Here is a 26019-nt window from a genome sequence, read left to right on the forward strand (position 1 = left end):
CCCGCCCCGTCCGCCGAGAGGTCCCGTCATGCGCCGTGTCGGCATCACGCTCGCGTCGGTGTTCGGCGCCGGCATCGTGGTCGTCGGGATCGGGGTCGTGGTGCTCGTCGTGATCGCGGTGAACTCGATCGCCGGCATCGCGAAGTCCAGCGCCGCCGACGCCACCCCCACGTGCCCGAAGGTCGCCTCGAAGACCGTCGGCGGCATGGTCGTCCCCGCCGGCCCCATCGCGGGCTTCTGCCAGGACCGTCTGGTGAACGCCGCGTCGGTGATCCAGGCCGCGAAGGCGGTCGGCATCGGACCGCACACCCAGGCCGTCGGGGTCATGACGGCGATCGGCGAGTCGAGCCTGGTGAACCTGGACCACGGCGACGCCGCGGGACCGGACAGCCGCGGCCTGTTTCAGCAGCGCGACAACGGCGCCTGGGGCACGTACGAGCAGCGGATGGACCCGTACACTGCGGCGTCGATGTTCTACGCGAAGCTCGTCAAGGTCCCCGGTTGGAAGACGATGACGCCGACGCAGATGGCGCACGCGGTGCAGATCAACTCGGACCCCGAGCACTACGCGAAGTCCTGGCCCGCGGCGAAGGCCGTCGTCGAGGGGCTGACAGGCGAGACCGTGCCGGACACCGCCCCGCAGGGCTGACCGGGCACGCGACCGCCGGCCCCGACGCTCACGCGACTTCCTGGTCCTGGTCGTGCTCGTCGAGTTCGATCATCGCGGCACCGCCGTCGTGGACGATGACCTGCGCGCGCAGCCGGATCGCGTGCTCGTCGAGGGCGCAGGCGCACGCGTCGACCCACTCCCAGTCGACCGGGTGCACGCGGTCGACACCGGGCCGCTCCCACGCGAGGACGACGTCGACCGCGCCGAGCTGCCCGACGATCTCGGAGATCAACGACGCGAAGTCGCTGACGTGCTCGTCCGGTTGGTAGGGCAGGTCCGCGATGGGCAGCAGGAACGGGATCGACATCCCGAGCTCGTCGAGGAACACCACCCAGCACTGCCGGCGCACCGGGCGGTCGACCAGGGCGGCGACGAGTTGGACGACGTCGTCGTCGGTACGGACAGGGGTTCGGATCAGGCGGTCGAGGGTGTCGGTGTCAGGCATGACTCCAGCGTCGCGAACCCGGCCCGCCGACCGACGGCCGCCGTGCGCATCTGTGGACAACCTCGCCGCCGCAGCCACCTGTGGAGGAACTTCGGCGATCCCGACGCCCCCGCGGTCGTCGCGGTGCACGGGTTCGACCAGCGCGAGAAGGACGCCGGACGGGCCTCCAGTCCGAACCTGACCGGCTCGGCGAGGTTCCACGACCTGCCGCACGCTGATCGCCGAGGTTCCAGACCTCGACGAACAGGGCGCCGACATGCCGAGATTTCGGAACCTCGGGACGGCAGCGCCACTCAGATGCCGTGCGTCACCGAACTCTCGATGAGGAGCAGCGCCGCGAAGAACACCGCGACGACGGCGGCCATCCCGACGAGCACGACCGGCCATGCCAGCCGACGCCGCACCAGCCGCAGGATGCACACCACGATCGAGGCGACCAGCACCAGCGCGATCAGGATCGGCCCGACCGTGACGACCGAGTCCCCGAGCCCCACGTTGCAGGTGTTCCCCGGGGCAGCGCACGACACGAACGCCAACGACATGAGCTTGATGCCCCAGCCCGCTGCCAACGCTTCGAGCGTGAGCACCACGAGCAGGGCGATGGAGGCGACCATGTCCGCGACGCGGCGGCGCCCTGCCAGGGGGTGGCGGGCCTCCCGTCCGAACCGTGCCGGAGCCGACCCGAGCGGATCGAGACGCGCCCCCGGAACAGACTCCTGACCCGGAACAGACTCCGGCCCGGTCCCGGGAGCCGAACCGGCGTCAGCCGGACCGGACGACCGGGCGGGCGCGTCCATCAGGACCGCCGGCCGCGCGTGGACCAGAGGGCCGCGGCGATGAGCAGCGGCTGCCCGAAGAGGCGCGCGACGCGCTTCTCGTCGGTGTCCAGGCCGAACGCGTCGCGGCGGTTGACCCACTGTGACAAGTTGCCCGGGAAGATCACCGTGAAGAACAGTGCAGCGACGGAGCCGACGAAGCGCCGGACCGGCTTCGGCGCGAGCACGAGCGCCGAACCGAGGGTGATCTCGGCGACACCGGAGGCCAGCACGGTGGCGTCCTCGGAGAGCGGCACGAACTCCGGAACCTGGGCCGTGAACTCCTTGCGCGCGAAGGTGAGGTGACTCGTGCCGGCGAACACGAGCGCCAGGCCGAGCAGGACGCGGAGGAAGGAACGCATGCCTCCATCGTGCCTGCTCCCGGGCGACGGTGCTCGCACGTGTACGGAACCCGACCGGCTCGGTACATTCGGACGTATGGGAGCACCCTCTCGGGACCACGAACCGCCAGCAGCCCCAGCGACCTTCGCCGTGCTGCTCGGTCCGGTCGCGTTCTACCTCGGCATCATCGTGCCGGCGCAGGGCACGGTCCGGCACGTGCTGATCGGTGCGGCGTTCGGCGTCGTCTGCGTGCTGAGCGGTTGGCGCGCGATCGTCATCGCCGGTCGCCGTCGCCGGGCGGTGCAGGTCTGGGCGTGGATCGGCATCGCGATCGGCGCGGCCGGGCTGGCCATGATCGTCTGGCAGCTGCTCGTCATCGCGACCGCCGGGGCGTTCCCGCCGCCGTTCTGGTCGCCCTACGCGAACCGCTGATGCGGGTCACCAGCCGAGCGTGCCGGGCGCACCCTTGAACGGGCCGACGACGTCCGACGTGATCCAGCCGCCGTAGAAGTCGCCGTCCTGCGACTGCACGACCTCGCCGCCGACCTCGCACGAGTCCATCACCGACGGGTAGATCGCGACGCGGTCCCGGAGCGACTCGTACCCCGGCTCGGGCGTCGGGTAGTTCCACGCGGCGCGGCTCGCGACGGTGCCGTCCCCGCCGACCACGTCGAAGTACCGCGCCCGGCCCTTGAACTCGCACATGCTCGACCCCTGGGCGGGGCGGAGGTCGAGGTCGGCCATCGGCAGGTAGTACACCGGCGGGTGCGAGGTCTCGAGGACCCGCACGGCGTCGGTGGTGTCGGCCACGACGGTGCCGCCGAACCGGACGACGACGCGGGCGGTGACGGGCTCGACGGCGGGCGGGCGGGGGTAGTCCCAGACCGATTCCTGTCCGGGGCCGGGTTCGATCCGTGTGGGATGGCGCATGGGATCGTGTCTACGCCGAACGGCTGCGGTCCGGCTGGCGGGCGGGGTGCACTGAGCCGCCGCAAGGTGCACCATGGGCGGGTGACGACGACGACACGCACGCTCTTCCGACGGAAGCCCATCGAGACGATCGATGACGACACCGGAGCCGAGGGTGGCCTGAAACGGCACCTCGGCCTCTGGCAGCTCACCGCGATCGGCATCGGCGGCATCATCGGCGCGGGGATCTTCACCCTCGCCGGCACCGTGGCGAACGGCGTCGCCGGTCCCGCAGTCCTCATCAGCTTCCTGGTCGCCGGCGTCGCGAGTGCCGCCGCAGCGTTGTCGTACGCCGAGTTCGCCGGCCTCATCCCGAAGGCCGGCAGTGCGTACACGTACGGCTACGCGGTCCTCGGCGAGATCGTCGGGTGGTTCATCGGGTGGGACCTGCTGCTCGAGTACACCGCGATCGTGGCGGTGGTCGCGATCGGCATCTCCGGCTACGTCGGGTTCCTGGTCGGCCAGTTCGGCATCGACCTGCCCGCCTGGATGCTCGGCGCCCCCGGCACCGGCGACGGCCACGTGATCGACGTCTTCGCGATCATCCTGTGCTTGGTCACCGCGTTCGTGCTCACCCGCGGCATCCGCAGTGCCGCCCGGTTCGAGTTCGTCGCCGTCGGCATCAAGGTCGCACTCGTCGTGCTCATCGTCGTGCTCGGCGTGTTCCACATCAACAGCGCGAACTACTCCCCGTACTTCCCGTTCGGCTTCGGTGGCGTGATGACCGGTGCCGCGACGGTGTTCTTCGCGGTGTTCGGCTACGACGCCATGTCCACCGCGGCCGAGGAGTCCGTCGATGCCCGCAAGCACATGCCGAAGGCGATCCTGCTGTCGCTCGGCATCTCGATGGTCCTGTACGTGCTGGCGACCCTGGTGCTGACCGGGATGCAGAAGTACACCGACATCGACCCGGCCTCGGGCTTCTCGTCGGCGTTCGCATCGGTCGGCCTCGGTGGTGTCGCGAACGTCATCGCGATCGGCGCCATCGTCGGCATCGTCACGGTGCTCGTCACGTTCATGCTCGGCGCCAGCCGCGTCTGGTTCTCGATGAGCCGCGACGGTCTGATGCCGAAGTGGTTCTCGAAGACCGACCCGAAGCGCCACGTCCCGACCCGCGTCACGTGGATCCTCGGCATCGCGTCGGCGATCCTGGCGGGCGTCCTGCCGATCGGCGTCGTCGCCGAGCTCACGAACATCGGGATCCTGCTCGCGTTCGTGGTGGTCTGCTCCGCGGTGATCGTGCTCCGCTACCGCCAGCCCGACCTCGACCGCCAGTTCCGGCTGCCGTTCATGCCCGTCATCCCGATCATCGGCGTCATCGCGTCGCTGTGGCTCGTGACGTTCCTGCAGTGGGAGACGTGGGTGCGGTTCGCGGTCTGGTTCGCGATCGGCCTGGGCGTGTACTTCGGCTACTCCCGGAAGCACAGCAAGCTGGCGGCCGGCGAGCCGACCGACGCGACGAAGCCGTAGCGAGCAGGCGCCCTAGCGTCCGCTCCAGCGCACCCAGCCCTGCACCTGCGCCGCAGCGCTCTCGAGCGACGAGTGCGCCCCGTTGATCGAGTGGTCCGGCGAGTCCACCGTGAACTGGTCCGTCCGGGTGACGTCGCAGACGACCTCGGAGCCGAGCCACACGTTCCAGTGGTCTGCAGAATCGTGCACCCACCGCAAGCGGTCCGGCATGAGCGTGTCCAATCGAGTGGAGAGCGACGAGCAGTCGTCGCCCGTCCACGCAGACGGTAGCCCTGCTCGATGTGTGCCGTTCGGGTCGGCGGCTCCGCGCGTCGGTGGCACCTGGCACGATTGACCCGTGCCAGCAGCCCCGATGATCGACGCCGTCGACGTCATCCGTTTCGTCGGGCCGCAGACCTTCGGTCGCGCACGCGACGTCGTGCGCGCCGGTCTGGTCGACGATGCCGTCTGGAACGCCGACGACGGCACCGTCACGGCGACCGTCTCCGGCACCGCCGACGACCCGTACGAGTGCCGCATCGACATGACCGTGGCGCGCGGCGACTTCATCCGCCCGGTCCGCAGCACGTGCAGCTGCCCCCTCGGCGGCGACTGCAAGCACGTCGCCGCCGCACTGCTCACCATCAACGCGCGTGCCCTGGCCGCCAACGCCGGCCCGCGTCCGGAAGCGCCGGCTCCGCCGCCCTCGGACTGGAGGCACGACCTCGCCCGCCTCGCCGGTGACGACGAGCAGGCGGTCACCCCGCAGGGCACCCGGATGGGTCTGCAGTTCGAGTTGCGTGACGCGGTCCCCGCAGCCCTCGCGGCCCGCGCCCGGGCCGCCGGCCGAGCCCTGCCTGCGCCGTCTCGCACGGTCCGGCTCGGGGTCCGACCGGTGACCCGCAGCGACGCCGGCAACTGGGTGCGCGGGCAGCTCACCTGGGGCACGCTTCCCTACTCGCAGAACCGCCTGGGCCTCGGCGCCGAGCAGCACGGGTGGTTCATGCAGCTCGCGGCCCTGCACCGTGCCGGCCAGCTGGCGGGGTTGCCCGGCGAGAGCGACTGGCTGCACCTCGACGACTTCCGCAGCCCGCTGCTGTGGCCGTTGCTCCGGCAGGCGTCGGGGCTCGACATCGCCTTCGTCACCGGCAAGCGCGAGGGCGGGGTGGTCCTCGGCGAGCAGGCCCAGGTGCTGCTCGACGTCTCTCGGCCCGGTGTCGCCCGGCACGACGACGCCGTGGTGATCGGCGCGAGCGCGGTGCTCGACGGCCGCCCGGTGGTCCCCGGTGCCGCGCGGATGGTCGGCGACCACGGTGTGTACGTGTTCCGCGAGAGCCCCGAGTTCACGGTCGGGCTCGCACCGACCCCGGCGCCCGTGCCCGAGGACCAACGGCGCATGCTCCTCGAGGGCACCCGCATCACGGTGCCGACGGCCGAGGTCGACGAGTTCCTGGCCGACTGGTCGCCCCGGCTGCGCGGTGCCCTCGGGCTCGTCAGCTCCGACGGGTCGGTGGAGCTGCCCGAGCGCACCCCGCCCGAACTCGTCCTGACGGCGACGTTCGAGCCGGCCAGGGCACCCCGCACCGACGACCGGGTGCACCTGCACTGGCGCTGGCACGTCGACGGCCGCAAGGACCCGGCGTCGCTGCACGGCCCGCTCCCCGACCTGACGGGACTCCGCGCCGCGGACGACCCGGCCAGCACCGACGTTCCGGCCAGCACCGACGTGCCCCCGGCCCTGGACCCCGCCACGTCGACATCGCGAGCCGACGACGCGACTGCGGGCGAGCCTCCCGTCCGCCCTGCCGGACCCGGTGGCGGACTGGACTGGTTCCAGGACGGCACCATCGACGGGGCCGACGTCGCGGTGTTCGCGAACGAGTTCCTGCCGGAGTTGCCGGCGCTCGGCGTCCGCACGGTGGTGCAGGGTGAGCGCCTCGACTACGAGCGGTTGAGCGGGCGGCCGCACATCCGCGTCACGACGATGCCGTCGGACAAGCACGACTGGTTCGACCTCGGCATCATCGTGAGCGTGAACGGCAAGCAGATCCCGTTCACCCCGCTGCTCACCGCCCTGGCCGGTCGGCAGCGGCGGCTGAAGCTCGTCGACAACTCCTACTTGTCGCTCGCCGACCCCGCGTTCGACCGACTCAAGGAACTCATCGACGAGGCCCGCGACCTCGACGAGTGGCAGCCCGACCAGCCGATCCAGGTGACGCCGCTGCAGGCCGGGCTGTGGACCGAGTTCGACCTGCTCGCCGACGAGACCTCGCACGACGAGCGCTGGCAGGCGATCACCGCGGGGCTGATGGGGGCGACTCCCCCGGGTGACGTCCCGGTGCCGGACACCGTGCACGCCGAGCTGCGGCCGTACCAGCACGCCGGGTACGCCTGGCTGTCGTTCCTGGCGGCGCACGGCATCGGCGGGGTGCTCGCCGATGACATGGGCCTCGGCAAGACCCTGCAGGTGCTCGCGATGGTCGCCGCCCGTCGAGCCGCCGAGCCCGACGGGGCGCCGTTCCTCGTCGTCGCGCCGACCTCGGTCGTCGGCAACTGGGTGGCCGAGGCGGCGAAGTTCACGCCGTCACTGCGGGTGGCCGCCGTCACCTCGACATCGCTGAAGGACCCCGGTCTCGTCGCCCGCACGGCCTCGCAGGCCGACGTCGTCGTCACCTCGTACGCGCTGCTCCGGCTCGACTCGCAGGCGTGGACCGACCTGCCGTGGTCGGCGCTCGTGCTCGACGAGGCGCAGTTCGTGAAGAACCCGCAGTCGCAGACCCACCGGGTGGCGTCCGAGCTGCAGGCACCCGTGAAGTTCGCGATCACCGGCACCCCGCTCGAGAACGGGCTCACCGACCTGTGGGCGCTGTTCCACATCGTCGCGCCCGGGCTGCTGTCCACCTGGACCCGGTTCGGCGACGACTACGTGAAGCCCCTTGCCTCCCCCGAGCTCCGGGGCGAAGCGCGCCAGCAGCTCACCGCGAAGCTCCGGCGTCGGATCCGGCCGCTCATGCTCCGCCGGACGAAGCAGGCCGTCGCCGCCGACCTGCCGCCGAAGCAGGAACAGGTCGTCCGGGTCACGCTCGACCCCGCGCACCGCGAGCTGTACGAGCGCACGCTCAACCGCGAGCGACTGAAGGTCCTCGACCTGATCGACGACCTGTCGAAGAACCGGATGATCGTGTTCCGGTCGCTGACGCTGCTGCGGATGCTCGCACTGTCGCCGGCGTTGGTCTCGAGCGGGTCGGACTCGCCCTTGTCGCCGTCGACGCCGATCCCGTCCGCCAAGCTCGACCTGCTGCTCGACGAGCTCGAGCAGCTCGCGGCCGAGGGCCGACGCGCCCTGGTGTTCAGCCAGTTCACGTCGTTCCTGCGGATGGTGTCCGATGCCCTCGACGAACGGGGCGTCGGCTACGAGTACCTCGACGGCTCGACGCGCAAACGCCCACAGGTGATCGAGCGCTTCCGGCAGGGCACCGCGCCCGCGTTCCTCATCTCGCTGAAGGCCGGCGGCTTCGGGCTCACCCTGACCGAGGCCGACACCGTGTTCGTGCTCGACCCGTGGTGGAACCCCGCCGCCGAGTCCCAGGCCGTCGACCGAACCCACCGCATCGGGCAGACCCGGTCGGTGAGCGTGCAGCGCTTCATCGCCGAGGACACCATCGAGGAGAAGGTCCTGGCCCTCGCTGCGCGCAAGGCCGAGCTGTTCGCCACGATGATCGACGACGACGCCCTGTTCGCCGACGACCTGACCGCCGACGACATCCGCTCGTTGCTCGCCTGACGCGCAGTGCGCGGTTGCGCGTCAGGCGAGCGCGAGCGCGGGTGTCAGCGCGCGCGAGCGTCGGCGGGCGGGCGGGCGCGTCGGCGGGCGGGCGCGTCAGCGGGCGAGCGCGTCGATCGCCGCGATCTCGTCCGCCGACAGCTCGATGCGGGCACCGGCGGCGTTCGACCGGATGCGCTCCGGGTTCGACGACTTCGGGATGACGACGAAGCCGTGCGCGACGTGCCACGCGACGATGACCTGGGCGCTGTCGGCGTCGTGCGCGGTGGCGATGTCGAGCAGCGTCGGGTCCTGCAGGTTGCTCGCCTTGAAGGGGCTGTAGCCCTCGAGCACGACCCCGCGCTCGGACAGCCCGTCAGCGATCGTCTTGTCGTACTCGACCGGGCTCCACTTGATCTGGTTCACGGCCGGGGCGGTGCCGGTCGCGGTGACGAGCTCGTCGATCTGGTAGAGCGAGTAGTTGCTCACACCCACGGCTCGGGTCAGTCCGTCGGCCTGCGCCTGGACGACCTGTTCCCACACGTCCGGGCGGGCCTCGCCGTTCGGCGGCCAGTGCACGAGCCAGAGGTCCAGGTGGTCGAGGCCGAGCTGGTCGAGGCTCTCCTCGATGGTCTCGCGCACGCGGTCGGCGTTGTCCGGCGGCAGCTTCGTCGTCACGAACACGTCGTCGCGGGCGAGTCCGGACTCGGCGAGGGCTTTCCCGACGCCGCGCTGGTTGCTGTAGCCGGTGGCGGTGTCGATGTGGCGGTACCCGGCCGCCAGTGCTTCGCCCACGGCGGCGGGGGCCTCGCCGTCGGGGATCTGCCAGGTGCCGAAGCCCAAGAGCGGCATCGACCCACCGGTGACGGACACGGACGGATTCGCGTAATCGGTCATGCGGACCTGTCTACGCCGTGGTCGTTCGGCCGTTCAGAGCGTGGCGGTCCGCAGCCGTGTCCGAGGTCTCCGGCATGATCGTCGAGGCCACCCCGGCCGGCACAACCGCATCACTGCACCACCGCACCGCCGCACCGCCGCCCCACCAGGAGTTCCACGCACCCATGACGTCCCGCCGACGCCGCCGCACCCGCATCAGCCTCACCTCCGTCCTCGTCGTCCTCGCCCTCGCGGTCGGCGGCTACGCGCTCGACGCCACCGGCGTCCTCGGACCGGACGCCGACGCGGCTGCCGGGCCCACGGCGGTCGCCACGGCCACGGTCGGTACGGAGCGCGACGCACCGGAGCCGAGCCGAGCCTCCAGTCCGACAGATTCGACGGATCCGACGGATCCGACGGATCCGACGGATCCGACCGTCAGCACGTCGACCGACACCGACGCTGCGGACGCCCGCGCGCTCCTCGCCACGCTGCCCGTCAAGGGCAAGGCCGCCGGCACCGGGTACGACCGCACCGGCGAGTTCGGCAGCGCGTGGATCGACGTCGACCACAACGGCTGCGACACCCGGAACGACGTGCTCGCGCGCGACCTCAGCGGCATCGTGCGCCAGGGTCCGTGCAAGGTGGTGACCGGCACGCTCGTGTCCCCGTACACCGGCACGACGATCGACTTCGTGCGCGGCAACACGACCTCGACCCTCGTGCAGATCGACCACGTCGTCGCGCTCGAGAACGCCTGGCGCACCGGTGCCCAGCAGCTCAGCCAGTCGGAGCGGGAGGCCCTGGCGAACGACCCGTCGAACCTGTTCGCCGTCGACGGCCGGTCGAACTCGCAGAAGCGCTCGGGCGACGCCGCGACCTGGCTGCCCGCGAACAAGGCCTTCCGCTGCACCTACATCGAGCACCAGGTGTCCGTGAAGGCCGAGTACCGCCTGTGGGTCGTGCCCGCTGAGCGCGATGCGATGGAGCGGGTGCTCGGCGCCTGCTGACGTCGGGCGGTCTGCCGCCGCTGAGTGTCGACCTGGAGGCCCGGCGCACCTCCGCCCCGCGTGGCAGGCTGCGGACATGGCTGAGCAACTCACGGTCCCGCAGGCGTTCGCGCTCCTCCAGGTCGAGCCCGACGGGCGCAAGTCCCTCGACGGGCAGACGCTGGACACCGGTCTCGCGGGAGCGGTCCTCGCCGACCTGGCGCTCCGCGGTGCCGTCTCGCTGCAGAACGGCCTGGTCACCGTCGTCGACGGCGCCGCCACGGGCGACCCGGTGCTCGACGGTGTCGTCGGCTCGATCGCGGCGTCCGGCGCGCCTCGCAAGGCGAAGTGGTGGGTGAGTCGGCTCGGGAAGCAGCGGCTCCGCGACGACGTCTTCGCCGGACTCGTCGAGCGAGGGATCATCAGCGTCGAGCAGGGCAAGGTGCTCGGGCTCTTCCCCACCACGAAGCACCCGGAGCGCGACGGGGCGCCGGAGGCGCTGCTGCGATCGGGCATCGCGGACGTCCTGGCTCGGCGGGCGACCCCGACACCGTTCTCCGCTGCGGTCATAGGGCTGCTCGACGCGACGAACACGCTCCGCAAGCAGTTCGGCGCGGTCGACAAGGGACTGGTGAAGGAGATCACCTCGGGCACCTGGGCGAGCCCCGCGGTGAAGGCCGTGCTCGAGGAGATCCAGGCCGCGGCGATGATCGTCATCATGGCGGCGACCACCGCGACGACGACCACGGTCATCACGAGCTGACGTCGCCAGCACACCCTGCAAAACGACAGGTGTAGCCTAAAGAGAATTCATCGTCGAAGACCTCAGGAGGCCTCCCTATGCCCGAAACCAGCACCAGCACGTCCCGCTTCGCCGGCCGCGTCGTCCTCATCACCGGCGGCGGCTCCGGCCTCGGACGTGCAACCGCCGTCCGCCTGGCCACCGAGGGCGCTGCGCTCTCCCTCGTCGACGTCTCCGAGCAGGGTCTCGAGGCCTCGAAGGCCGCCGTCCTCGAGGCCACCCCCGACGCCCAGGTCCTGACCACCGTCGCCGACGTCTCCGACGAGGCCCAGGTCGACGCCTACGTCGCAGCCACCACCGAGCGCTTCAGCCGCATCGACGGCTTCTTCAACAACGCCGGCATCGAGGGCAAGCAGAACCCCACCGAGTCGTTCACCGCCGCCGAGTTCGACAAGGTCGTGTCGATCAACCTGCGCGGCGTGTTCCTCGGGCTCGAGAAGGTCCTCAAGGTCATGCGTGAGCAGGGCTCCGGCATGGTCGTGAACACCGCGAGCGTCGGCGGCATCCGCGGCATCGGCAACCAGTCCGGGTACGCCGCCGCCAAGCACGGCGTCGTCGGCCTGACCCGCAACTCCGCCGTCGAGTACGGCCGCTACGGCATCCGCATCAACGCCATCGCCCCCGGCGCCATCTGGACGCCCATGGTCGAGAACTCGATGAAGCAGCTCGACGCGGAGAACCCCCGCAAGGCCGCCGAGGAGTTCATCCAGGTCAACCCGACGAAGCGCTACGGCGAAGCCCCCGAGATCGCCGCCGTCGTCGCGTTCCTGCTGTCCGATGACGCGTCCTACGTCAACGCGACGGTCGTCCCGATCGACGGCGGGCAGTCAGCCGCGTACTGAGCCGCACCGGTCCGACGCCCGGCGCACCTCCTCGTGCGCCGGGTGACGACCTGGAGGCGCGGCTCGGCCCCGGCGTGTCCGTCCAGCGTGACAGCATGGTTGGCGTGAGCAACGACGAGACGAACGGATCCGCCTTCGGCCGAGGCGTCGACAAGGCCCCGCCCACCGCGGCCGCCGAACTCCGCCGCCGGATGGCAGCCTCGCCGGCGGGCTTCCTGCGCAGCGCGGCGTGGGTGCCGTGGAAGCCATCGGGTACACCGGAGGCCGGCAGCGTCGCCCACGTCATGATCCGTGACAAGCCGTTCGTGCCCGTCTTCACCGACCCCGCCGAACTCGCCGCTGGCCTGCCCGACGCCGAGGGGCGTCCGGTTCCGATGACCGAGCTCGTGACCGCGCTGCCCGAGGAGTTCGGCATCGTGGTCGACCCCACCAGTGCGGCCGAAGCGAACTTCCTGCACGCCGACGTACTCGCCCAGATGCGGGTCCAGATGCAGGGTGGCGTCCCGACCAGCGACGGCTGACTCGAACGGTCGTACCAGTCGAGTACGCCGGGCAGGTCGGCCGCTGCTCAGCTGCTCGCGGTCAGAGCGGCACCGGCGATCGCCCACCAGTAGCCCAGCAGCGCTCCTGCCGGGACTGCAAGTACGGCGACCGCGACGGCGCGACGCATCATCCGCTTCCGCCGCGCCGCCTGGCCGATCTCCCGCTCGAGCCGTTCGAATCGCTGGACGTGGCGAAGGGTGTCGTTCACCACGACAGCCTCGACATGCCAGGTCCCACGTTCCTCGGCCAGCATCGACAGGAACCGGACGGCTTCGTCGGAGTGGACTCGCGGCAGATCCCTGATCCAGGCGCCGATCTGACGGGGCTCGACCGTCACGACGGCCGGTGCGGTCTTCCCGAACTGCAGCGTTCCCGCTGCGATGACCAGGACCGGCTGGACCGGGACCGGTCCGCCGGCTGCGGCGGACAACAGGCGAGTCGCTCGTTCCCCCTCGGCGAGGGCGCGGTGCACGTGCGGGGTGCGTTGCCCGTTGACCATCAGGGTTCGGCCACCCGCCCAGACCTTCTGCCCCGAATGGTTCTTGGTGTTGATCGAGAACACGCCGGTGGATCCGACGACGACGTGGTCGATGTCCGTCGTGCTCTTCCCGACCGGTACCGCGTGCAGCACCGTGAACTCGGAGCCGAGCGCATCGAGCTGGGCAGCGACCTGCCGTTCTCCCACAGCGCCCTTGAACCACGAGCGGGCTTCGTCACGAAGCGGGTCGTGCCCCCAGAAGCGCTGCCAGCCGGTTCGCGCCGGCCCCTCGGCCTGGATGGCCAGGCACTCCTGCATGACCGCGTACCCGGGCTTCCGCGCTCGGAGCGTCAGCGCGGCCCCGCCCCTCGGAGTCGGGCGGTGGTCGGCGACAGCGGTGTTCTCCCCCATGTGTCCACCGTCCCAGGACGACAGGTGTCGGGACCAGCCCTCGTTCTGGCGTCACAGCCGCGGCGGTGCGGCTCGGCGCTCTGGCACGCTGACGGTTCTGGTTCACGATCGCCGGACTTCCTGAACCAGGACCGTCACTCGCCTGGCAGCACGCCGGGCTCCGCCACCGAGCGGCGGCAGAGCGGCCCGCGCGGCCGGCGCGGTCGTCAGCGAGCGGGCTGGACGAGCTCGATGAAGCGGGACAGCAGCGACAGGCCGGTGATCGACGGCGGGAGCCCCGTGGTGAGCGCCGGCGAGTGCGCGAGGTACGCCGCCCACTTCGCCCGCGAGATCGCCACGTTCAGCCGGTTCGGCATGAGCAGGAAGTCCAGCCCGCGCGGGATGTCGGCTGCACTCGACGCCGCCAGGGACACGATCGACACCACGGCCTCGCGGCCCTGGAACAGGTCGACCGTGCCGACCTGGGTACCGGTGAAGCCAGCGCGATCGAGCTCCTGACGGATCAGGGCACCCTGCGCGTTGTACGGGGCGACGACGATGACGTCCTCGTCGGTCAGGGCGCGAGCGTCCGAGCCGTCGGTCCAGGTCCGCCCGACGACATCGCCGACGAGGGCCACCACGCGGGCGGCTTCCTCCGGTGACGAGGTCGTGTTGCCCGCGTGCACGACCGGCACGGGGTGCACGCCCGCGTCGATGCCGTCGAGGTGCCGACCGGACACCATCGACGCGAGCTGCCCGTCGTAGGACAGCGCCGAGACGGACTCGGTCAGCGCCGGCTCCATCCGACGGGTGCGGGCCAGGAAGTAGCCGAACTCCGGCGGCAGGACGTGCTCGCCGTCCGCCAGCCACCCGAGCGCGGACTCGTCGACGGGCTCCGGGTGGGAGCCCTGGGACACCTGCGGCAGCTGTTGCGGGTCCCCGAGCAGCAGGAGTCGGGTCGCGGCGATCGAGGACGCGATGGTCGGTGCGAGCGAGAACTGTCCGGCCTCGTCGACGACGAGCAGGTCGAGGGAGCGGCGCTCGATCGTCGACGCGTTCGCGAACGTCCACGCGGTCCCGCCGACGACGCCGCCGGTGCCGGAGGCCTCGCACGAGGACAGGAACGCGGCGACGGCAGCACCGTTCTTCACGGGCGTCCACGCGGCGGCATCGAGTTCGTCCTCGGTCACCCCGGACTTCGGCACCTTCACGACTCGGTCCGCGGGCACGCCGGCGTTCACGACCGAGGACAGGAAGTTCTCCGAGGTCGCATGGGACTGCCCGACGACGCCGACCCGCCAGCCGTACTCGCGGACGAGCCGTGCGACGACGTTCGACCCGACGTAGGTCTTGCCCGTGCCGGGAGGCCCCTGGATCGCCAGGTACGAGTGGTCGAGGCCGAGCAGCGTCGCCACCACGGCGGACACCGTGTCGTCGCCCTGCACGGGCACGATCGCACCGCGCGGCGGCACCCGACGCAGCAGGTCGAAGGCCGGGTCCGCCACCATCGAGGGCAGCTCGTCGAGGACCTGCTGCCCCCACTCGGCGATCGCCTCGGGCTGCGGCTTCGCGCGGGGCGGTGCCGACGGCGCGAGCGCGACGGGGAAGTCGTGGTGCGGTTCCGCCCCGACGGGCAGGCCCTCCTTCACGAGCACCTCGACGGCGTCGCCGTTGTCCCACACGTCCACGATCACGGCGCGGGATGACGCGCCCTTCGACCCGGGGCCCGGAGACACGACCGACGGCGGAAGCGGGTCGTCGTAGACGAGGTGGGGCGTGCCTCCAGGCCGGAGCCGCGAACCGGGCGCGAGCGTCCCCGACAACCGGAGTTCTCGCGACTGCGAGCGGGCACGCGGCAGCGTGTCCCAGTCCCGCTCGACGGACGCGCGCTCCACGACGAGGACGTCGCGGGTGTCGGCCCAGTCGTCGACCGGGTTGCGCAGGCGGTCGAAGTGGTCCTGCCAGAAGGTCTTCGCCTCGCGCCGGTGGTAGTCGATCGCGGCTGCGGCGAGCGCCAGCGCGGTCTCGTCCGGCGTGCGGTCGAGGGCGTCGACGTCCTCCAGGTGTGATGCGAGCGCGACGTAGACCGGGTTCGGTTCGCGCTCGACGGGGATCGGCGGAACGTCGAGTTCGAGTGCCGGATCCGCTGCGTCCGGGTCGTCGGTGCGCAGCGACCGGAGCCAATCGCGCAGGCGCAGGGTCGAGCGGCAGTCGTAGGCGTTGTAGTCCGCGACTTCGTCGAGCATGTGCTGACCGGCGGCGGGGTCCCCGTTGCGGAGTTCCTCGATCGCGTCGACGTAGGCGGTGATGCTGTCGGCGGCGTTCGTGACGTCGCTCTCGCGCAGGTCGTCGCCCATGTACAGCGGCTCGAGCTTCTTGATCGAGTAGCTGTGACTGCCGACCACCAGCGCCTTCCGCACGATCGGGTACAGGTCGACCAGGACGCCAGCGCGCAGCAGGTCGTCGACGGCCTCTTCACCGACCCCGTGCCGGACGGCGAGCGACAGCAGGTGCGTCCGCTCGTAGGCGGCGTAGTGGTAGATGTGCATGCCCGGGTACTGCTGCCGCCGGGCCGCGATGAACGCGAGGAACTGCTCCAGCGCAACTCGCTCGTCTCGGATCGTGTGCGCCCAGAACGCGGTGAACTCCGCGCGGTCGTCGACCAAGCCGAAGAGGTAGTCGAGGCCCCAGTGCACGCCGTCCTCGGTGTGCAACGGGTCGCCTTCGAAGTCGAAGAAGACGTCGCCGGCGTCGGGGGCCGGGATCGCGTCGAGCGCGCGGGCATCGAGGACTTCGAAGCGCGGCTTCACAGGCTGGTCCGGCCCGTCGGCGCCGTTCCGTCGGGCGGTCTCCGTCTCGATCTGGAGGCTCGCCTGGCGCACCAGCCGATCCTGCGTCGCGCGGGACAAGCCCGGCACTGCCCGGGTGCGGACCGCCAGGTCGTCGATCGTCCGCACCTCGTGCTTGATGAGCTTCGCCCGCTGGTCGAGGCGCATGCCCGCAACGAGGACGAGGTCGCGATGCTCGGCCACCTGGGTCGAGCAGACGTCGCAGCGCCCACAGCTCGAGTAGCGCGGGTCGCCCCACTGCAGTTCGGCGTCGGCGGCGATGCGCTCGGCGATGACCCGCTGCAGCTCGGCGCGCTGCGTGCGGTACACCGGCGCGATGTCGGCGAGGTCGTGCGTGGTCGTCGTCCGGTCGCCGAGCACCAGGTGCACCTGGGCTCCGGTGGGGATGCCGTGTGCTTGCATCTGCTCGGCGTAGGCGGCGAGCTGCAGCAGGGCGCTGATCTTGGCGTGCCGGGCGAGCTTGGTGTCGTAGACCTCGTACTCGCCCTGGTCGTTGCGGATGATGAAGTCCGCGAAGCCGATGAAGCCCGGGCTGCCCGCCGTGGGCGCCGCGTGGAACGTCGGCTGGTACAGGACGTCGGCGCCGTCGGCGAAGGCCTGTCGCGCTTCGGCTGCGGCGCGTGCGTAGTCCGGCGGGGCGGGGCGGTCGAACTCGACGACGTTCCGGGTGCCCTTCAGGATCGCGAGGTAGTCGAGCTCGTGCTGGTCCCCCAGCCGGGCGGTGCGCTCGAGCATGTCGTCGTGCGCATCGGGCAGGGGTTTCCCGCGACCGAGCTTGACGTCGAGTCGGCGCAGGAACGCCCATTCGCAGGCCGACCACGTGCTGAGGTCACTCGGGCTGAGCAGCACGTGCCCATCGACGCCGATCTGCATGCGTTCCCCCGTCTCTCTGGTGCCCTGCGAGCCTAGGGCCGCCCGCAGACACCGGCGCCGTGCGCGATCAGTCGGCAGCGGCCGGCGTCAGCGCACCTCCGCGGAGTCCCAAAGGCGGCGCGCCAGCCGACCGGCCTCAAGGACGGCAGGCCAAGCGACCACGGCGAGCAGACAGCCGTCCGTGACGGCGCGCGTCAGCGGAACGAGCAGCAACGGCACCTGCGTCCAACTCGCGAGCATCCAGCAGCCCGCGGCGATCCCGATGATGCACCCGAGACGCCGCAGTGCCGTGGAACCGGCCCGACGGGCGATCACCACGCCGATGGCGAGCGCGAGGACCGGCCCGAGCATGTGCGCAACCGACACCGACCAGTACACGGCCATTGGTTCCACATCGACAGCCATGCGACCAACCACCTGAACAGCCAGGGCACCGAGCGTCCAACACACGAGCCGGTCTCCACGCCAGCTGAGCACGCCCCCGATCAGCAGCAGCACGATGCTCGCACCCGCCAACACGGCGGACGAGCTGGCCATCGGACTCTCGAAGAAGATGCGGGTGAAGTCATCGGCTGCCTGGATCGTCACTCCGAGAGCCCCGAGCGCCCCGGCGCTTCGTCCGATCGACACAACGCGCATCAGTCCTCCGCTCCGGACCGGAACAGGTCGTCGTGCCGTGACATGGCTGTTCGACACACCTGTTTCCACGCGGGGCCGCGCTCGGACAGCATCGATGGCCATCGCGCCTCGTCGTCCTCCGCACGGAGGAGCGCGAGATCACGCTGGTCCAACGACGCTCGCACGGCTTCGCCGACGCCAGAGAACGCCCGGTCGTAGTACGCACCGTCCGTCTCCGTCACCCGCTCACCGCGGATCGCACGGACGGCCTCGTCGAACGTGTACTGGGAGCAGTTGGTCAGGAACTCCTGCTGCGCCGTCGGGGCAGGGGCGGATGTCGACGACGACCGCACCTCGGGATCCTCGCGAGGCGGATCGACCTGGGAGATCAGATCGCGCGGTCCGACGACGAACCAGTTCACGCCGCGACGGGCTCCGCGTCCGTCCACGAGAGCGTCAGCCCATGACGGGAGGATCTGGTCGACGGACCGGCTGCTGCCGTACACACGAACGGAGACCGTGTCGGCCGCGTCCACGCAGTCGTAGCCACGCATCGAGTCCCAGAACGTCAAGTCGTCCTGGTAGTCGTCCCGGTCCTCACAGGGGAGCCCCGCAATGAGCACATCGGCAAGACGCTGCTGCGAAACGGTCTCGATGATCCGGGCGCTTTCCGTCGCCGGGCGAACGGTCGTGGTGGTCCGGGGCGTTCGGGTCGTCGTCGAGTCGGGAGCACCGCACCCGGTCGCGGCGACCGCGACGGCGCAAGCGCCCACCCAGATGAGCGAGCGCTTGCGCCGACGTGTCGCGATCAGCCCCACTGCACGCCCGCGACGCCCGAAGCAGTCATTCCCCGGATCTGCTTCGATGCCGCAACGTTGCCCCAGTTGATGACCACGCCACGGCGACCGGTCCCGCATCCCGACGCGGTCCACGTCGTCTGCGCACGAGCGTTGAAGCCCTTGCTCCACACGCAGACCCCGACCCGGCCTCGGTCGCGGTACCAGCTGTACGTGACCTTCGTCTTCGTGCTCGACCCGATGATGCTGCACCCCGACACGGACGTGAGCATCTTCGGGATCGCCGCGAACGCGCGGTCATGGCAGGGATTCTTCCGGCCGATCGAGTTCCCATCCTCGTCGACCCGGGTCGCGTTCGCGGGGTCGAAAGTCGGGTCGACGACCACGTTGTCGGGAACGGCCGACGATGGGTCAGGTTCGGCCGCGACCGCCGGGCCAGCTGCCAGCAACGGTGAGACCACCGCGGCGACCGCGGCGACAACCAGCATTTGCTTCATGGTGTGCTGCACTGCACATCCCCCTCTCAGTCAGACAACCGCTCTGGTTGCCACTGCAAGGTATATCAATGTGCTGACTGATATGACAAATCTGACTAGTCTGCTCTCCGTGCCGGCACGAACCGCGGGCCGTCGTACCCGTCGCGGGTCACGTGCGCCGTGAAGTCAGCGAGCGAGCGGACCCAGTGCCCCCGCTCGCCGTACAGCGCCTGGTAGACGACGACCGGTTCCTCGGTCTCGACGTCACGGGCGACGAGCAGCACCTCGTAGTCGTTGCCCTTGAAGTGGCGGTACCGGCCAGGAGTCACGTCGTCGCTCACACCCGCGACCCTAAGCGCTCCTACACTCGGGCCATGACCGAGCACGCTCGAACGGACCGCGGCCTCGACCGACTCGTCAACTTCTCGGACGCCACGGTCGCCATCGCGATCACGCTCCTGATCCTGCCGCTGGTCGACATCGCCAGTGACCTGCGCGACGGCGAGGGCGCGGGCGACCTGCTCCGGGAGCACTGGCCCGCCCTGCTCGAGTTCCTCATCACGTTCTGGTTGATCTCGCGGTTCTGGATCCTGCACCACCAGGTGTTCGAGCACGTCCGCTCCTACAACGCCCGGGTCATGCAGCTGAACTTCGTGTGGCTCATCAGCATCGTGTTCCTGCCCTTCGCCGCCAACCTGCTCAACAGCGGCGAGAACGACGACCGTGTGGCGCACGCGCTCTACCTCGGCAGCATGGTCGTGACGAGCCTGGCGCTCACCGGCATCGAACTGGTGCTCCGGCGGAACCCCGAGTTGCTCTCCACGCCGCTGGGCGACTCGGCGCGGGGGCTCATCGCCGCCGGCCTGCTGTCGCTCGCCCTGATCCTGTCGGTGGTGTTCCCGAGCATCGGCCTGCTCTGGGCGTTGCTCCTCGTGCTGCAGGGCACGGTCGCCCGGCTGCTCCGCCGAGTCTGATCGCGGTACGGTCAGCGCATGGGCCTGGGGGACGCGGAGACCGTACTGGCACGCAAGAACGCGAACTTCGTCATCGACGAAGCGGCAGCGGAGGCCGGCCTCGTCCGCTCGATCGCAGCACCCGGCCGGTTCGGCATGCGCCGCCACGAAGCCGCGGGAGGCCGACTCACCCTCACCCCCGCGGTCCTCTGGTTCCGCGCGCACCCGTTCAACTTCGTCCGGCCGACGTTCGGCATCCCGCTCGACTCCATCGCGGAGCTCCACGACACCTCACGCAACGTCTCGCGGCAGATGCAGGTCGTCCTGCAGGACGGGCAACGCTTGACCTTCGTCATCTGGGGCGTTCGAGCGTTCATCGAGCGGATCGACCGGGCGCGCGCCGCGCTCTGACGAAACGCGAGTCCGCCCGCGTCACGTCACCGGTCCACCGCGTCCGGCGACCGCCGCGCGCCGCCCTTGGCGGCGGTCCAGGCGTTGGTCCCGGTCGCGCTCCCTTGAATAGTATGCCTATTCTAGGCGCCGTCGACCGGCCGGCCGGTCGGCCGGTCGGACCTCCGGACGCGAGCCCCTCCACGATCGTCCGACCGCTCCGAGACCGTCACGTTCGGTCACGTTCGCCCCTGGACGCACCAGAACGACGTACCGTCACGGCATGACCGTCATCGTGGCCGTCGCCGTCGTGGTGGGAGTCCTCGCACTCGCCACCGTGATCGGCCTGCTCCTGCGCACGAGAACGGGCCGAGCGGTTCCCCAGACCGGTCGCGCGCGCAGCACCCACGCCAGCCCCGATCGCACCGTCGCCGACATCGCTCCGGCAACCGCCTTCGGCACCAGCGCCACCCTCGTCCAGTTCTCCACGCCGACCTGCGCCCGCTGCCCGGCGACGGCCCGCCAGCTCGACGCCCTCGCAGCGCAGCACGCCGGAGTCGAACGGCTCGAGATCGACCTCGCCGAGCACCCGCACCTCGCCACGCGCTTCAACGTCCTGCAGACCCCCACGGTCCTGCTCGTCGACGGCTCCCACGCCGTCCGCACCCGCTTCGGAGGCCCACCCCGCCCACCGGAGCTCGCCGCAGCCCTCAACACCGTCCTCACCGGCCCCCAGGAGTCCCGATGACCACCGCCCCCGACAAAGCAGGCATCGACCCCCGCTCCCCACGCTTCGGAGCCGCGATCACCACGGTCCTGCTCGCCGCGACGATCGTCCTGACGCTGATCCCCGCCACGTGGGTCGCCGGCATCGTCTTGCTCGCGGTCATCGTGGCGCTCTTCGCAGTCGGCGGCATCGCCGGCATCCGCCGCCACCCGTACGGCGCGCTCTTCCGTCGCTTCGTCCGGCCGAGGCTCGCCCCGCCCGCCGAGCTCGAGGCTCCTGAACCTCCGACCTTCGCCCAGCAGGTCGGCCTGTTCGTCACCGCTGTGGCGCTGCTCCTCGCCCTGTTCGGCGTGCCCTACGCGGCACCGATCGGCGCCGCCGTCGCCCTGATCGCAGCCTTCCTCAACGCCGTGTTCGACGTCTGCATCGGCTGCCTGCTCTACGTGTGGCTGGTCCGCGCGGGCGTCTTCCGTCCGCGACGCGGCATCGCCTGACGGCGGACGACCGGGAGGCCCGGCTCACCTCCGCCCCGCCACCCGCGCTGCCGACATGGTCGCCTCCAGAGCGTCGGGCCGGCCCCACGAGCACGACCGGCCCGACGGCGGAGGCTCCCCCCACGGCAGCCTCCGACGCCGGGCCGGTCAGACGGCGAGCGCCTGCTCACTGAGCGCGACGAGATCGTCCGCCCGCAGGTTCGGCCAGCCGTGCAGCAGTTCGCGCCACTGGGCCGGCAGCGTCGATGCGCCGTACAGCGCACCCGCGAGCCCGCCGGCGATCGCGGCGACGGTGTCGGTGTCGTTGCCGGTACGCACTGCGCGGACCAGAGCGTCCTCGAGCGAGGAACTCTGGCGCACCGCGGCGTAGGCGGCCTGCAGCGCGGACACCACCCACCCGTTCGACTCCGTGAAGTCAACGGGCTGCGAGTGCTCAGCCGTGACGATCCGGTCCACCCACAGCCGGCGCCGGTCGAGGTCGAGCAGGTCGATGCCACGCAGGAGGTCGAGCTCGCCGGTCAACACCGCGTGCCGGATCGCCACGCACCAGAGCACGCACGCGTCCCCCGCGTCGGACTCGTAGTGCGTCAGGTCGCTGATCGCGCGAGCCGCCGCTGCAAGCCGTTCCTCTTCGCCGACGTCACCGCGCAGGTAGGCGAGCACCAACGGTGCGGTGCGCATGAGCGACCCGTTGCCGGCGGAGCGGCCCCTGTACTCGTGCTCCTGCCGGGCCGAAGCCCGCGCGACCGAGGCGATCCGCGCCTCCAGACCGGTCAACACGTTGCGCGTCTGGATGCCGACGTCGGGCGCGTTGACCGACCACGCTGCCCAGGCGGCCACCAGGCCGTCGAGGGCTGGCTCCGACGCTGGGTCGCCGCCGCGGGCGACCGTGCGGAGGATCGGAACGGCCATGCTCGTGTCGTCGGTCCACTCCCCCGGCGCCCAGCCGAAGGAGCCGCCGCCGGTCATCGTGATCGGAGTCGGCTCGGGCACTGCCGGTCGGAACTCGTACCCGGCGCCGAGGGCGTCGCCGGCGGCGGAGCCGAGGACGGCACCGACTGCTCGGTCGTGGATCTGCGGGGTGGTCATGTGGACTCCGGATCGGGTTTACGCGAGATTGCGTAAAACCGATCCTGCACCACTCGTCACGTTTGCGCAAGCGTGCGTAAACTCACCGGCATGACCGACGAGTACCGCGACGCGAGCGGCCGACGCCTGACGGACTACCCGCGACCCTCCGTCGCCGTGGACACCGCGGTGCTGACCGTCCCCGCGGGCGGACCACTGTCCGTCGTGCAGGTCCGCGATGCCACCGAGGGCGACTGGCGACTCCCGGGGACGTTCGTGCACGAGGGTGAGCGGCTGGCTTCGGCCGTCTTGCGGTCACTCTCCACGAAGGCGGGCGTGACGGGGCTCGCGCCGGAGCAGCTGCACGTGTTCGACGATCCGGCGCGGGACGACCGTGGGTGGGTGCTGTCGGTGGCGCACCTCGACGTGGTGCCGGCTCATGCTCTGGACCTGGACGAGCCCGAGGTGCGACTCACGCCGGTTTTCGAGGCGCGCGGGATGGTGCACGGGCACGACGACATCCTCGAGTTCGCGGTCGCTCGGCTCCGGTCCGTCTACAGCGCTGCCCCGGATCCGCACGGGCTGCTCGACGAACCGTTCACGATGTCGGAGTTGCGGCAGCTGCACGAGGCGGTCCTCGGCGAGCGCCTCCTGCCGGACTCGTTCCGGCGAGCCATGCTGCCGAAGCTGGTCGCGACGGACACGAAGCGCGCGGACGGGCCGGGGAAGCCGGCGACGCGGTACACGGCGATCCGCTCGTAGGGTGGAGGCATGGGGGAACTCGAACTGACAGCACGCCGCGCCTGGCGACGGACGACCCTGCTCGCACTGATCGGAGCCGTCGTCGGCGCCGTCATCGGCTGGTCGCTGGCCACGACCGAGTCGGGTGCCGTCGCAGTCCTCACCGTCGTCGGCTTCGGCGCATCCGTCGGAGGTCTGACCGGTACCTTCTCGATCCTCGCCACGACCATCGGGATGTCGACCGCGATGCAGGCCACCACGGCGGGGCTCTCCCCTGCGGGCAAGCGCATGGTGACGCAAGCGATCAAGACCGGCAGCCCGATCCAGCCACCCGAGTCCGACCTCGCCCTCCGGGCACGCGAGCATGCACGGCTGCTCTCCACCTACCAGCCGCTCGCCCTCGCGCAGTTCCTCCTGCTCTACCTCGGCATCGCTGGCGCCCAGTTCCCGATGCTCGCTGACGAGGACGTCTCCGGCTCGGCGTTCCCCCGGTTCCTCTGCGCAGCACTGCTCATCACCGCACTGATCATGACGCCGATCCTGCTGCGAGCAGTACGTCGGTCGCGGCGGTACCTGCGGGCGGCGACCATCGAGGCATCCCCGGCCCCGCAAGCGTGACGCGCACGACCGCCCAGGTTCGCGTCCGCCGCTCATCGAGTGAGCAGAAAACGTCGAGTCCGCCGCGACGACTCAACCTTTTCTGCTCACTGAACGCGCGAGCCCCCGCCGCGCAGCCACCCAACCACCCGTAACACGCAATTTACTTTCACCCCTGGCGCTCGCGCACGAAAGACGCTTTCATAGCGGGATGACGATCACCGAGCGAGCCGACCGGGTCGAGCGCGCCGACGCCTTCGCCCTCGTCCGCACCCAGTCGGCCACGATGCCGTCGAGCATGCGCGCCATCGCCGACGCCGTCCTCGAGGACCCGGCGGCAGCAGCCACCACGAACGCCGCCGAACTCGCCGGCCGCGCAGGCGTCTCCCCCGCCACCGTCTCCCGCTTCGCCCAGCACCTCGGCTTCGCGAACTTCGCCGGCCTGCAGCGCAGCATGACCCGGGCCGTCGAACGGGGCATCCACGAGCGGGAGCACACCGAGATCCACGCCGGGGTCGCCGTCGACGACGACGTGGCCACCGTCATCGCGAAGGTCACCGAGGACGTCCGCGCCGTGATGGCCGACACCCGCGCCGCGCTCGACCCGCACGCCCTCGAAGCAGCGGCCGCAGCCGTGAGCAGTGCCCGCCGCGTCGTCCTGTACGGCGTCGGCGCGAGCGGCATCGTCGCGCGGGACCTGCACCTCAAGCTCGAGCGCATCGGCATCGTGAGCTCGATCGCCGACGACCCGCACAACGCCCTGACCCTCGCGAGCGTCATCGGTGAGCACGACGTCCTGGTGCTCGTCAGCCACTCGGGCTCCACCACCGAGACGCTCGAGGTCGCCCACGCCGCCGCAGCTCAGCGGTCGACGATCGTGGCGATCACCGGCCACGCCAACGCCCCGCTCGCCACCACGGCCCACCACGTCCTGCTCGGCGTCGCCGGTGCCGAGAGCGCCCTCCGCCCCGCCGCCATGGGCAGCCGCATGAGCCAACTCGCCATCGTCGACGCCCTGTTCATCGTCGTCGCGCAGCGCACCGACGAGCGGTCCCAGCCGCTCCTCGCCCGCAGCCGCGACGCCGTCCGCACCCACCACCGGAACTGAGCACCACCATGACCACGAAGCACGACACCCACGACGCCCTCCGCGACGAACTCGCCGCCCTCACCACCGAGGCGACCGACCACTCACTCGACGACATCGACACGATCTCCACGCTGGAAGCTGCCCAGCGCATGAACGCCGGCGACCGCAGCGTGCCTGCGGCACTGGAGCCGTGCCTCCCGGCCATCGCGCTGGCGGCAGACTCGATCGCCGCAGCGTTCGCGCGCGGCGGCAGACTCGTCTACGTCGGCGCCGGCACGCCGGGCCGACTCGGCGTCCTCGACGCCAGCGAGTGCCCGCCCACCTTCGGCACCGACCCCTCGCAGGTGGTCGGCGTCATCGCCGGCGGCGACGTCGCCCTGACCAGCGCCGTCGAAGGCGCGGAGGACGACGAAGCAGCGGCCGTCCGCGACCTCGACGCGCTCGGCCTGACGGCCGACGACGTGGTCGTCGGGATCAGCGCGTCCGGCAGGACGCCCTACGTGATCGCAGCCATCCTGGAGGCCCGGCGCCGCTCCGCCCTGTCGGTCTCCGTCGCGTGCAACCCCGACTCGGCCGCGGGGCGGGAGGCGGACATCGCCATCGACGTCGTCGTCGGCCCCGAGTTCATCGCCGGCTCGACCCGCCTGAAGGCGGGCACCGCGCAGAAGCTCGTGCTGAACATGCTCACCACGCTCGCGATGGTGCGCAGCCACAAGACGTACGGCAACCGCATGGTCGACGTGCGGGCCACGAACGCGAAGCTCGTCGCGCGGGCGTTCTCGCTCGTGCAGGACGTCACCGGCGCTGCCTCTGCCGAGGTCCAGGCGGCGCTCGATGCCTCAGACGGCGAGGTGAAGACCGCCATCGCCGTGATCCTGACCGGCGCCTCGGCTGCTTCGGCCCGTGAGCGCCTCGTCGCTGCTTCCGGCTCGTTGCGCGCCGTCATCTCCTGACCCGCTCTCCCTCTTTCCGC

General features: G+C 71.0%; 27 protein-coding genes and 1 pseudogene. 16 read left to right on the forward strand and 12 right to left on the reverse strand.

The genetic code is table 11. The annotated features are described in order from the left end of the window. The first annotated feature begins 28 nt into the window (after positions 1–28). Positions 29–649: a hypothetical protein gene (locus tag EDF48_RS07365; protein ID WP_123340324.1), complete on the forward strand. Its 621-nt coding sequence runs from the start codon at positions 29–31 to the stop codon at positions 647–649. A gap of 28 nt (positions 650–677) precedes the next feature. Here EDF48_RS07365 and EDF48_RS07370 read toward each other — a convergent pair whose 3' ends face one another. From EDF48_RS07370 to EDF48_RS07380, 3 genes and pseudogenes are all read right to left on the reverse strand, one after another. Continuing rightward, complete coding sequence (locus EDF48_RS07370; protein ID WP_131879050.1) at positions 678–1115, reverse strand: hypothetical protein; 438 nt, start codon at positions 1113–1115, stop codon at positions 678–680. Positions 1116–1408: 293 nt separating this feature from the next. Continuing rightward, positions 1409–1945, reverse strand: a pseudogene (locus EDF48_RS19385) (DUF6264 family protein); the annotation flags it as partial. Beyond that, positions 1912–2292, reverse strand: coding sequence for a hypothetical protein (locus EDF48_RS07380; protein WP_131879052.1), 381 nt, complete (start codon positions 2290–2292; stop codon positions 1912–1914). The gene EDF48_RS07380 and the pseudogene EDF48_RS19385, both read right to left, overlap by 34 nt. 76 nt (positions 2293–2368) lie before the next feature. On the opposite strand from EDF48_RS07380, the gene EDF48_RS07385 reads away from it, so the two are divergent. Further along, a complete protein-coding gene (locus EDF48_RS07385) occupies positions 2369–2704 on the forward strand; it encodes a hypothetical protein (protein WP_131879054.1) in 336 nt (111 codons plus the stop codon). A 6-nt stretch (positions 2705–2710) separates the two neighbouring features. On the opposite strand, the gene EDF48_RS07390 is transcribed toward EDF48_RS07385, so the two are convergent. Next, positions 2711–3202 carry a DUF427 domain-containing protein gene (locus EDF48_RS07390; protein WP_131879056.1) on the reverse strand — a complete coding sequence of 164 codons (492 nt, stop codon included), beginning with the start codon at positions 3200–3202 and terminating at the stop codon, positions 2711–2713. An 81-nt stretch (positions 3203–3283) separates the two neighbouring features. Here EDF48_RS07390 and EDF48_RS07395 point away from each other — a divergent pair, with 81 nt between their 5' ends. Continuing rightward, complete coding sequence (locus EDF48_RS07395) at positions 3284–4711, forward strand: amino acid permease (RefSeq protein WP_123292405.1); 1428 nt, start codon at positions 3284–3286, stop codon at positions 4709–4711. Between the two features lie 12 nt (positions 4712–4723). Here the strand turns inward: EDF48_RS07395 and EDF48_RS07400 are convergent, their stop codons facing one another. After that, positions 4724–4921 (reverse strand): hypothetical protein, encoded by a 198-nt coding sequence (locus EDF48_RS07400; protein WP_123292404.1) that lies wholly within the window; start codon positions 4919–4921, stop codon positions 4724–4726. A 127-nt stretch (positions 4922–5048) separates the two neighbouring features. Between EDF48_RS07400 and EDF48_RS07405 the strand changes: the two genes are divergently transcribed. Beyond that, positions 5049–8474: a DEAD/DEAH box helicase gene (locus EDF48_RS07405; protein WP_131879058.1), complete on the forward strand. Its 3426-nt coding sequence runs from the start codon at positions 5049–5051 to the stop codon at positions 8472–8474. A 96-nt stretch (positions 8475–8570) separates the two neighbouring features. On the opposite strand, the gene EDF48_RS07410 is transcribed toward EDF48_RS07405, so the two are convergent. Further along, positions 8571–9350: an aldo/keto reductase gene (locus tag EDF48_RS07410; RefSeq protein WP_207913230.1), complete on the reverse strand. Its 780-nt coding sequence runs from the start codon at positions 9348–9350 to the stop codon at positions 8571–8573. 74 nt (positions 9351–9424) lie between these two features. On the opposite strand from EDF48_RS07410, the gene EDF48_RS07415 reads away from it, so the two are divergent. The 4 genes from EDF48_RS07415 (at position 9425) to EDF48_RS07430 (ending at position 12483) form a co-directional block, all read left to right on the forward strand. After that, positions 9425–10339: an HNH endonuclease family protein gene (locus EDF48_RS07415; RefSeq protein WP_207913231.1), complete on the forward strand. Its 915-nt coding sequence runs from the start codon at positions 9425–9427 to the stop codon at positions 10337–10339. Positions 10340–10415: 76 nt separating this feature from the next. After that, positions 10416–11081 (forward strand): GPP34 family phosphoprotein, encoded by a 666-nt coding sequence (locus EDF48_RS07420; RefSeq protein WP_165932341.1) that lies wholly within the window; start codon positions 10416–10418, stop codon positions 11079–11081. 77 nt (positions 11082–11158) lie between these two features. After that, a complete protein-coding gene (locus EDF48_RS07425; protein ID WP_131879062.1) occupies positions 11159–11962 on the forward strand; it encodes an SDR family oxidoreductase in 804 nt (267 codons plus the stop codon). 104 nt (positions 11963–12066) lie between these two features. Beyond that, positions 12067–12483, forward strand: a complete 417-nt coding sequence (locus EDF48_RS07430; RefSeq protein ID WP_165932342.1) for an SseB family protein — start codon at positions 12067–12069, stop codon at positions 12481–12483. A 47-nt stretch (positions 12484–12530) separates the two neighbouring features. Here EDF48_RS07430 and EDF48_RS07435 read toward each other — a convergent pair whose 3' ends face one another. From EDF48_RS07435 to EDF48_RS07455, 5 genes are all read right to left on the reverse strand, one after another. Next, entirely contained in the window at positions 12531–13394 is an 864-nt protein-coding gene (locus EDF48_RS07435) for a nuclease-related domain-containing protein (RefSeq protein ID WP_131879066.1), read from the reverse strand. A 206-nt stretch (positions 13395–13600) separates the two neighbouring features. After that, entirely contained in the window at positions 13601–17095 is a 3495-nt protein-coding gene (locus EDF48_RS07440; protein ID WP_131879068.1) for a TM0106 family RecB-like putative nuclease, read from the reverse strand. Positions 17096–17182: 87 nt separating this feature from the next. After that, complete coding sequence (locus EDF48_RS07445; protein WP_123939277.1) at positions 17183–17683, reverse strand: hypothetical protein; 501 nt, start codon at positions 17681–17683, stop codon at positions 17183–17185. Between the two features lie 50 nt (positions 17684–17733). After that, positions 17734–18645 carry a hypothetical protein gene (locus EDF48_RS07450; protein WP_131879070.1) on the reverse strand — a complete coding sequence of 304 codons (912 nt, stop codon included), beginning with the start codon at positions 18643–18645 and terminating at the stop codon, positions 17734–17736. Between the two features lie 457 nt (positions 18646–19102). Then, positions 19103–19327 carry a DUF1653 domain-containing protein gene (locus tag EDF48_RS07455; RefSeq protein ID WP_165932343.1) on the reverse strand — a complete coding sequence of 75 codons (225 nt, stop codon included), beginning with the start codon at positions 19325–19327 and terminating at the stop codon, positions 19103–19105. Positions 19328–19360: 33 nt separating this feature from the next. Here EDF48_RS07455 and EDF48_RS07460 point away from each other — a divergent pair, with 33 nt between their 5' ends. The 4 genes from EDF48_RS07460 (at position 19361) to EDF48_RS07475 (ending at position 21550) form a co-directional block, all read left to right on the forward strand. After that, entirely contained in the window at positions 19361–19960 is a 600-nt protein-coding gene (locus tag EDF48_RS07460; RefSeq protein WP_131879072.1) for a TMEM175 family protein, read from the forward strand. Between the two features lie 18 nt (positions 19961–19978). Beyond that, entirely contained in the window at positions 19979–20350 is a 372-nt protein-coding gene (locus EDF48_RS07465; protein WP_131879074.1) for a hypothetical protein, read from the forward strand. A gap of 262 nt (positions 20351–20612) precedes the next feature. Then, on the forward strand, positions 20613–21077 hold the full coding sequence (locus EDF48_RS07470; protein WP_131879076.1) for a thioredoxin family protein: 465 nt from the start codon (positions 20613–20615) through the stop codon (positions 21075–21077). After that, positions 21074–21550 (forward strand): DUF4395 domain-containing protein, encoded by a 477-nt coding sequence (locus EDF48_RS07475; protein WP_131879078.1) that lies wholly within the window; start codon positions 21074–21076, stop codon positions 21548–21550. The genes EDF48_RS07470 and EDF48_RS07475 overlap by 4 nt, the downstream gene beginning before the upstream one ends. Positions 21551–21697: 147 nt before the next feature. Here the strand turns inward: EDF48_RS07475 and EDF48_RS07480 are convergent, their stop codons facing one another. Then, positions 21698–22639 (reverse strand): ADP-ribosylglycohydrolase family protein, encoded by a 942-nt coding sequence (locus EDF48_RS07480; protein WP_131879080.1) that lies wholly within the window; start codon positions 22637–22639, stop codon positions 21698–21700. A gap of 90 nt (positions 22640–22729) precedes the next feature. Here EDF48_RS07480 and EDF48_RS07485 point away from each other — a divergent pair, with 90 nt between their 5' ends. From EDF48_RS07485 to murQ, 4 genes are all read left to right on the forward strand, one after another. Continuing rightward, the gene (locus EDF48_RS07485; protein WP_131879082.1) at positions 22730–23380 is read left to right on the forward strand and encodes an NUDIX domain-containing protein; all 651 of its coding nucleotides are present in this window, start codon (positions 22730–22732) and stop codon (positions 23378–23380) included. A 9-nt stretch (positions 23381–23389) separates the two neighbouring features. After that, the gene (locus EDF48_RS07490; RefSeq protein ID WP_131879084.1) at positions 23390–23977 is read left to right on the forward strand and encodes a hypothetical protein; all 588 of its coding nucleotides are present in this window, start codon (positions 23390–23392) and stop codon (positions 23975–23977) included. Positions 23978–24167: 190 nt separating this feature from the next. After that, positions 24168–25064 carry a MurR/RpiR family transcriptional regulator gene (locus tag EDF48_RS07495; RefSeq protein WP_131879086.1) on the forward strand — a complete coding sequence of 299 codons (897 nt, stop codon included), beginning with the start codon at positions 24168–24170 and terminating at the stop codon, positions 25062–25064. Positions 25065–25072: 8 nt separating this feature from the next. After that, positions 25073–25999, forward strand: coding sequence for an N-acetylmuramic acid 6-phosphate etherase (gene murQ, locus EDF48_RS07500; protein WP_131879088.1), 927 nt, complete (start codon positions 25073–25075; stop codon positions 25997–25999). Positions 26000–26019 lie beyond the last annotated feature (20 nt).

The sequence above is a fragment of the Curtobacterium sp. PhB191 genome, from assembly GCF_004346515.1.
GTDB lineage: Bacteria > Actinomycetota > Actinomycetes > Actinomycetales > Microbacteriaceae > Curtobacterium.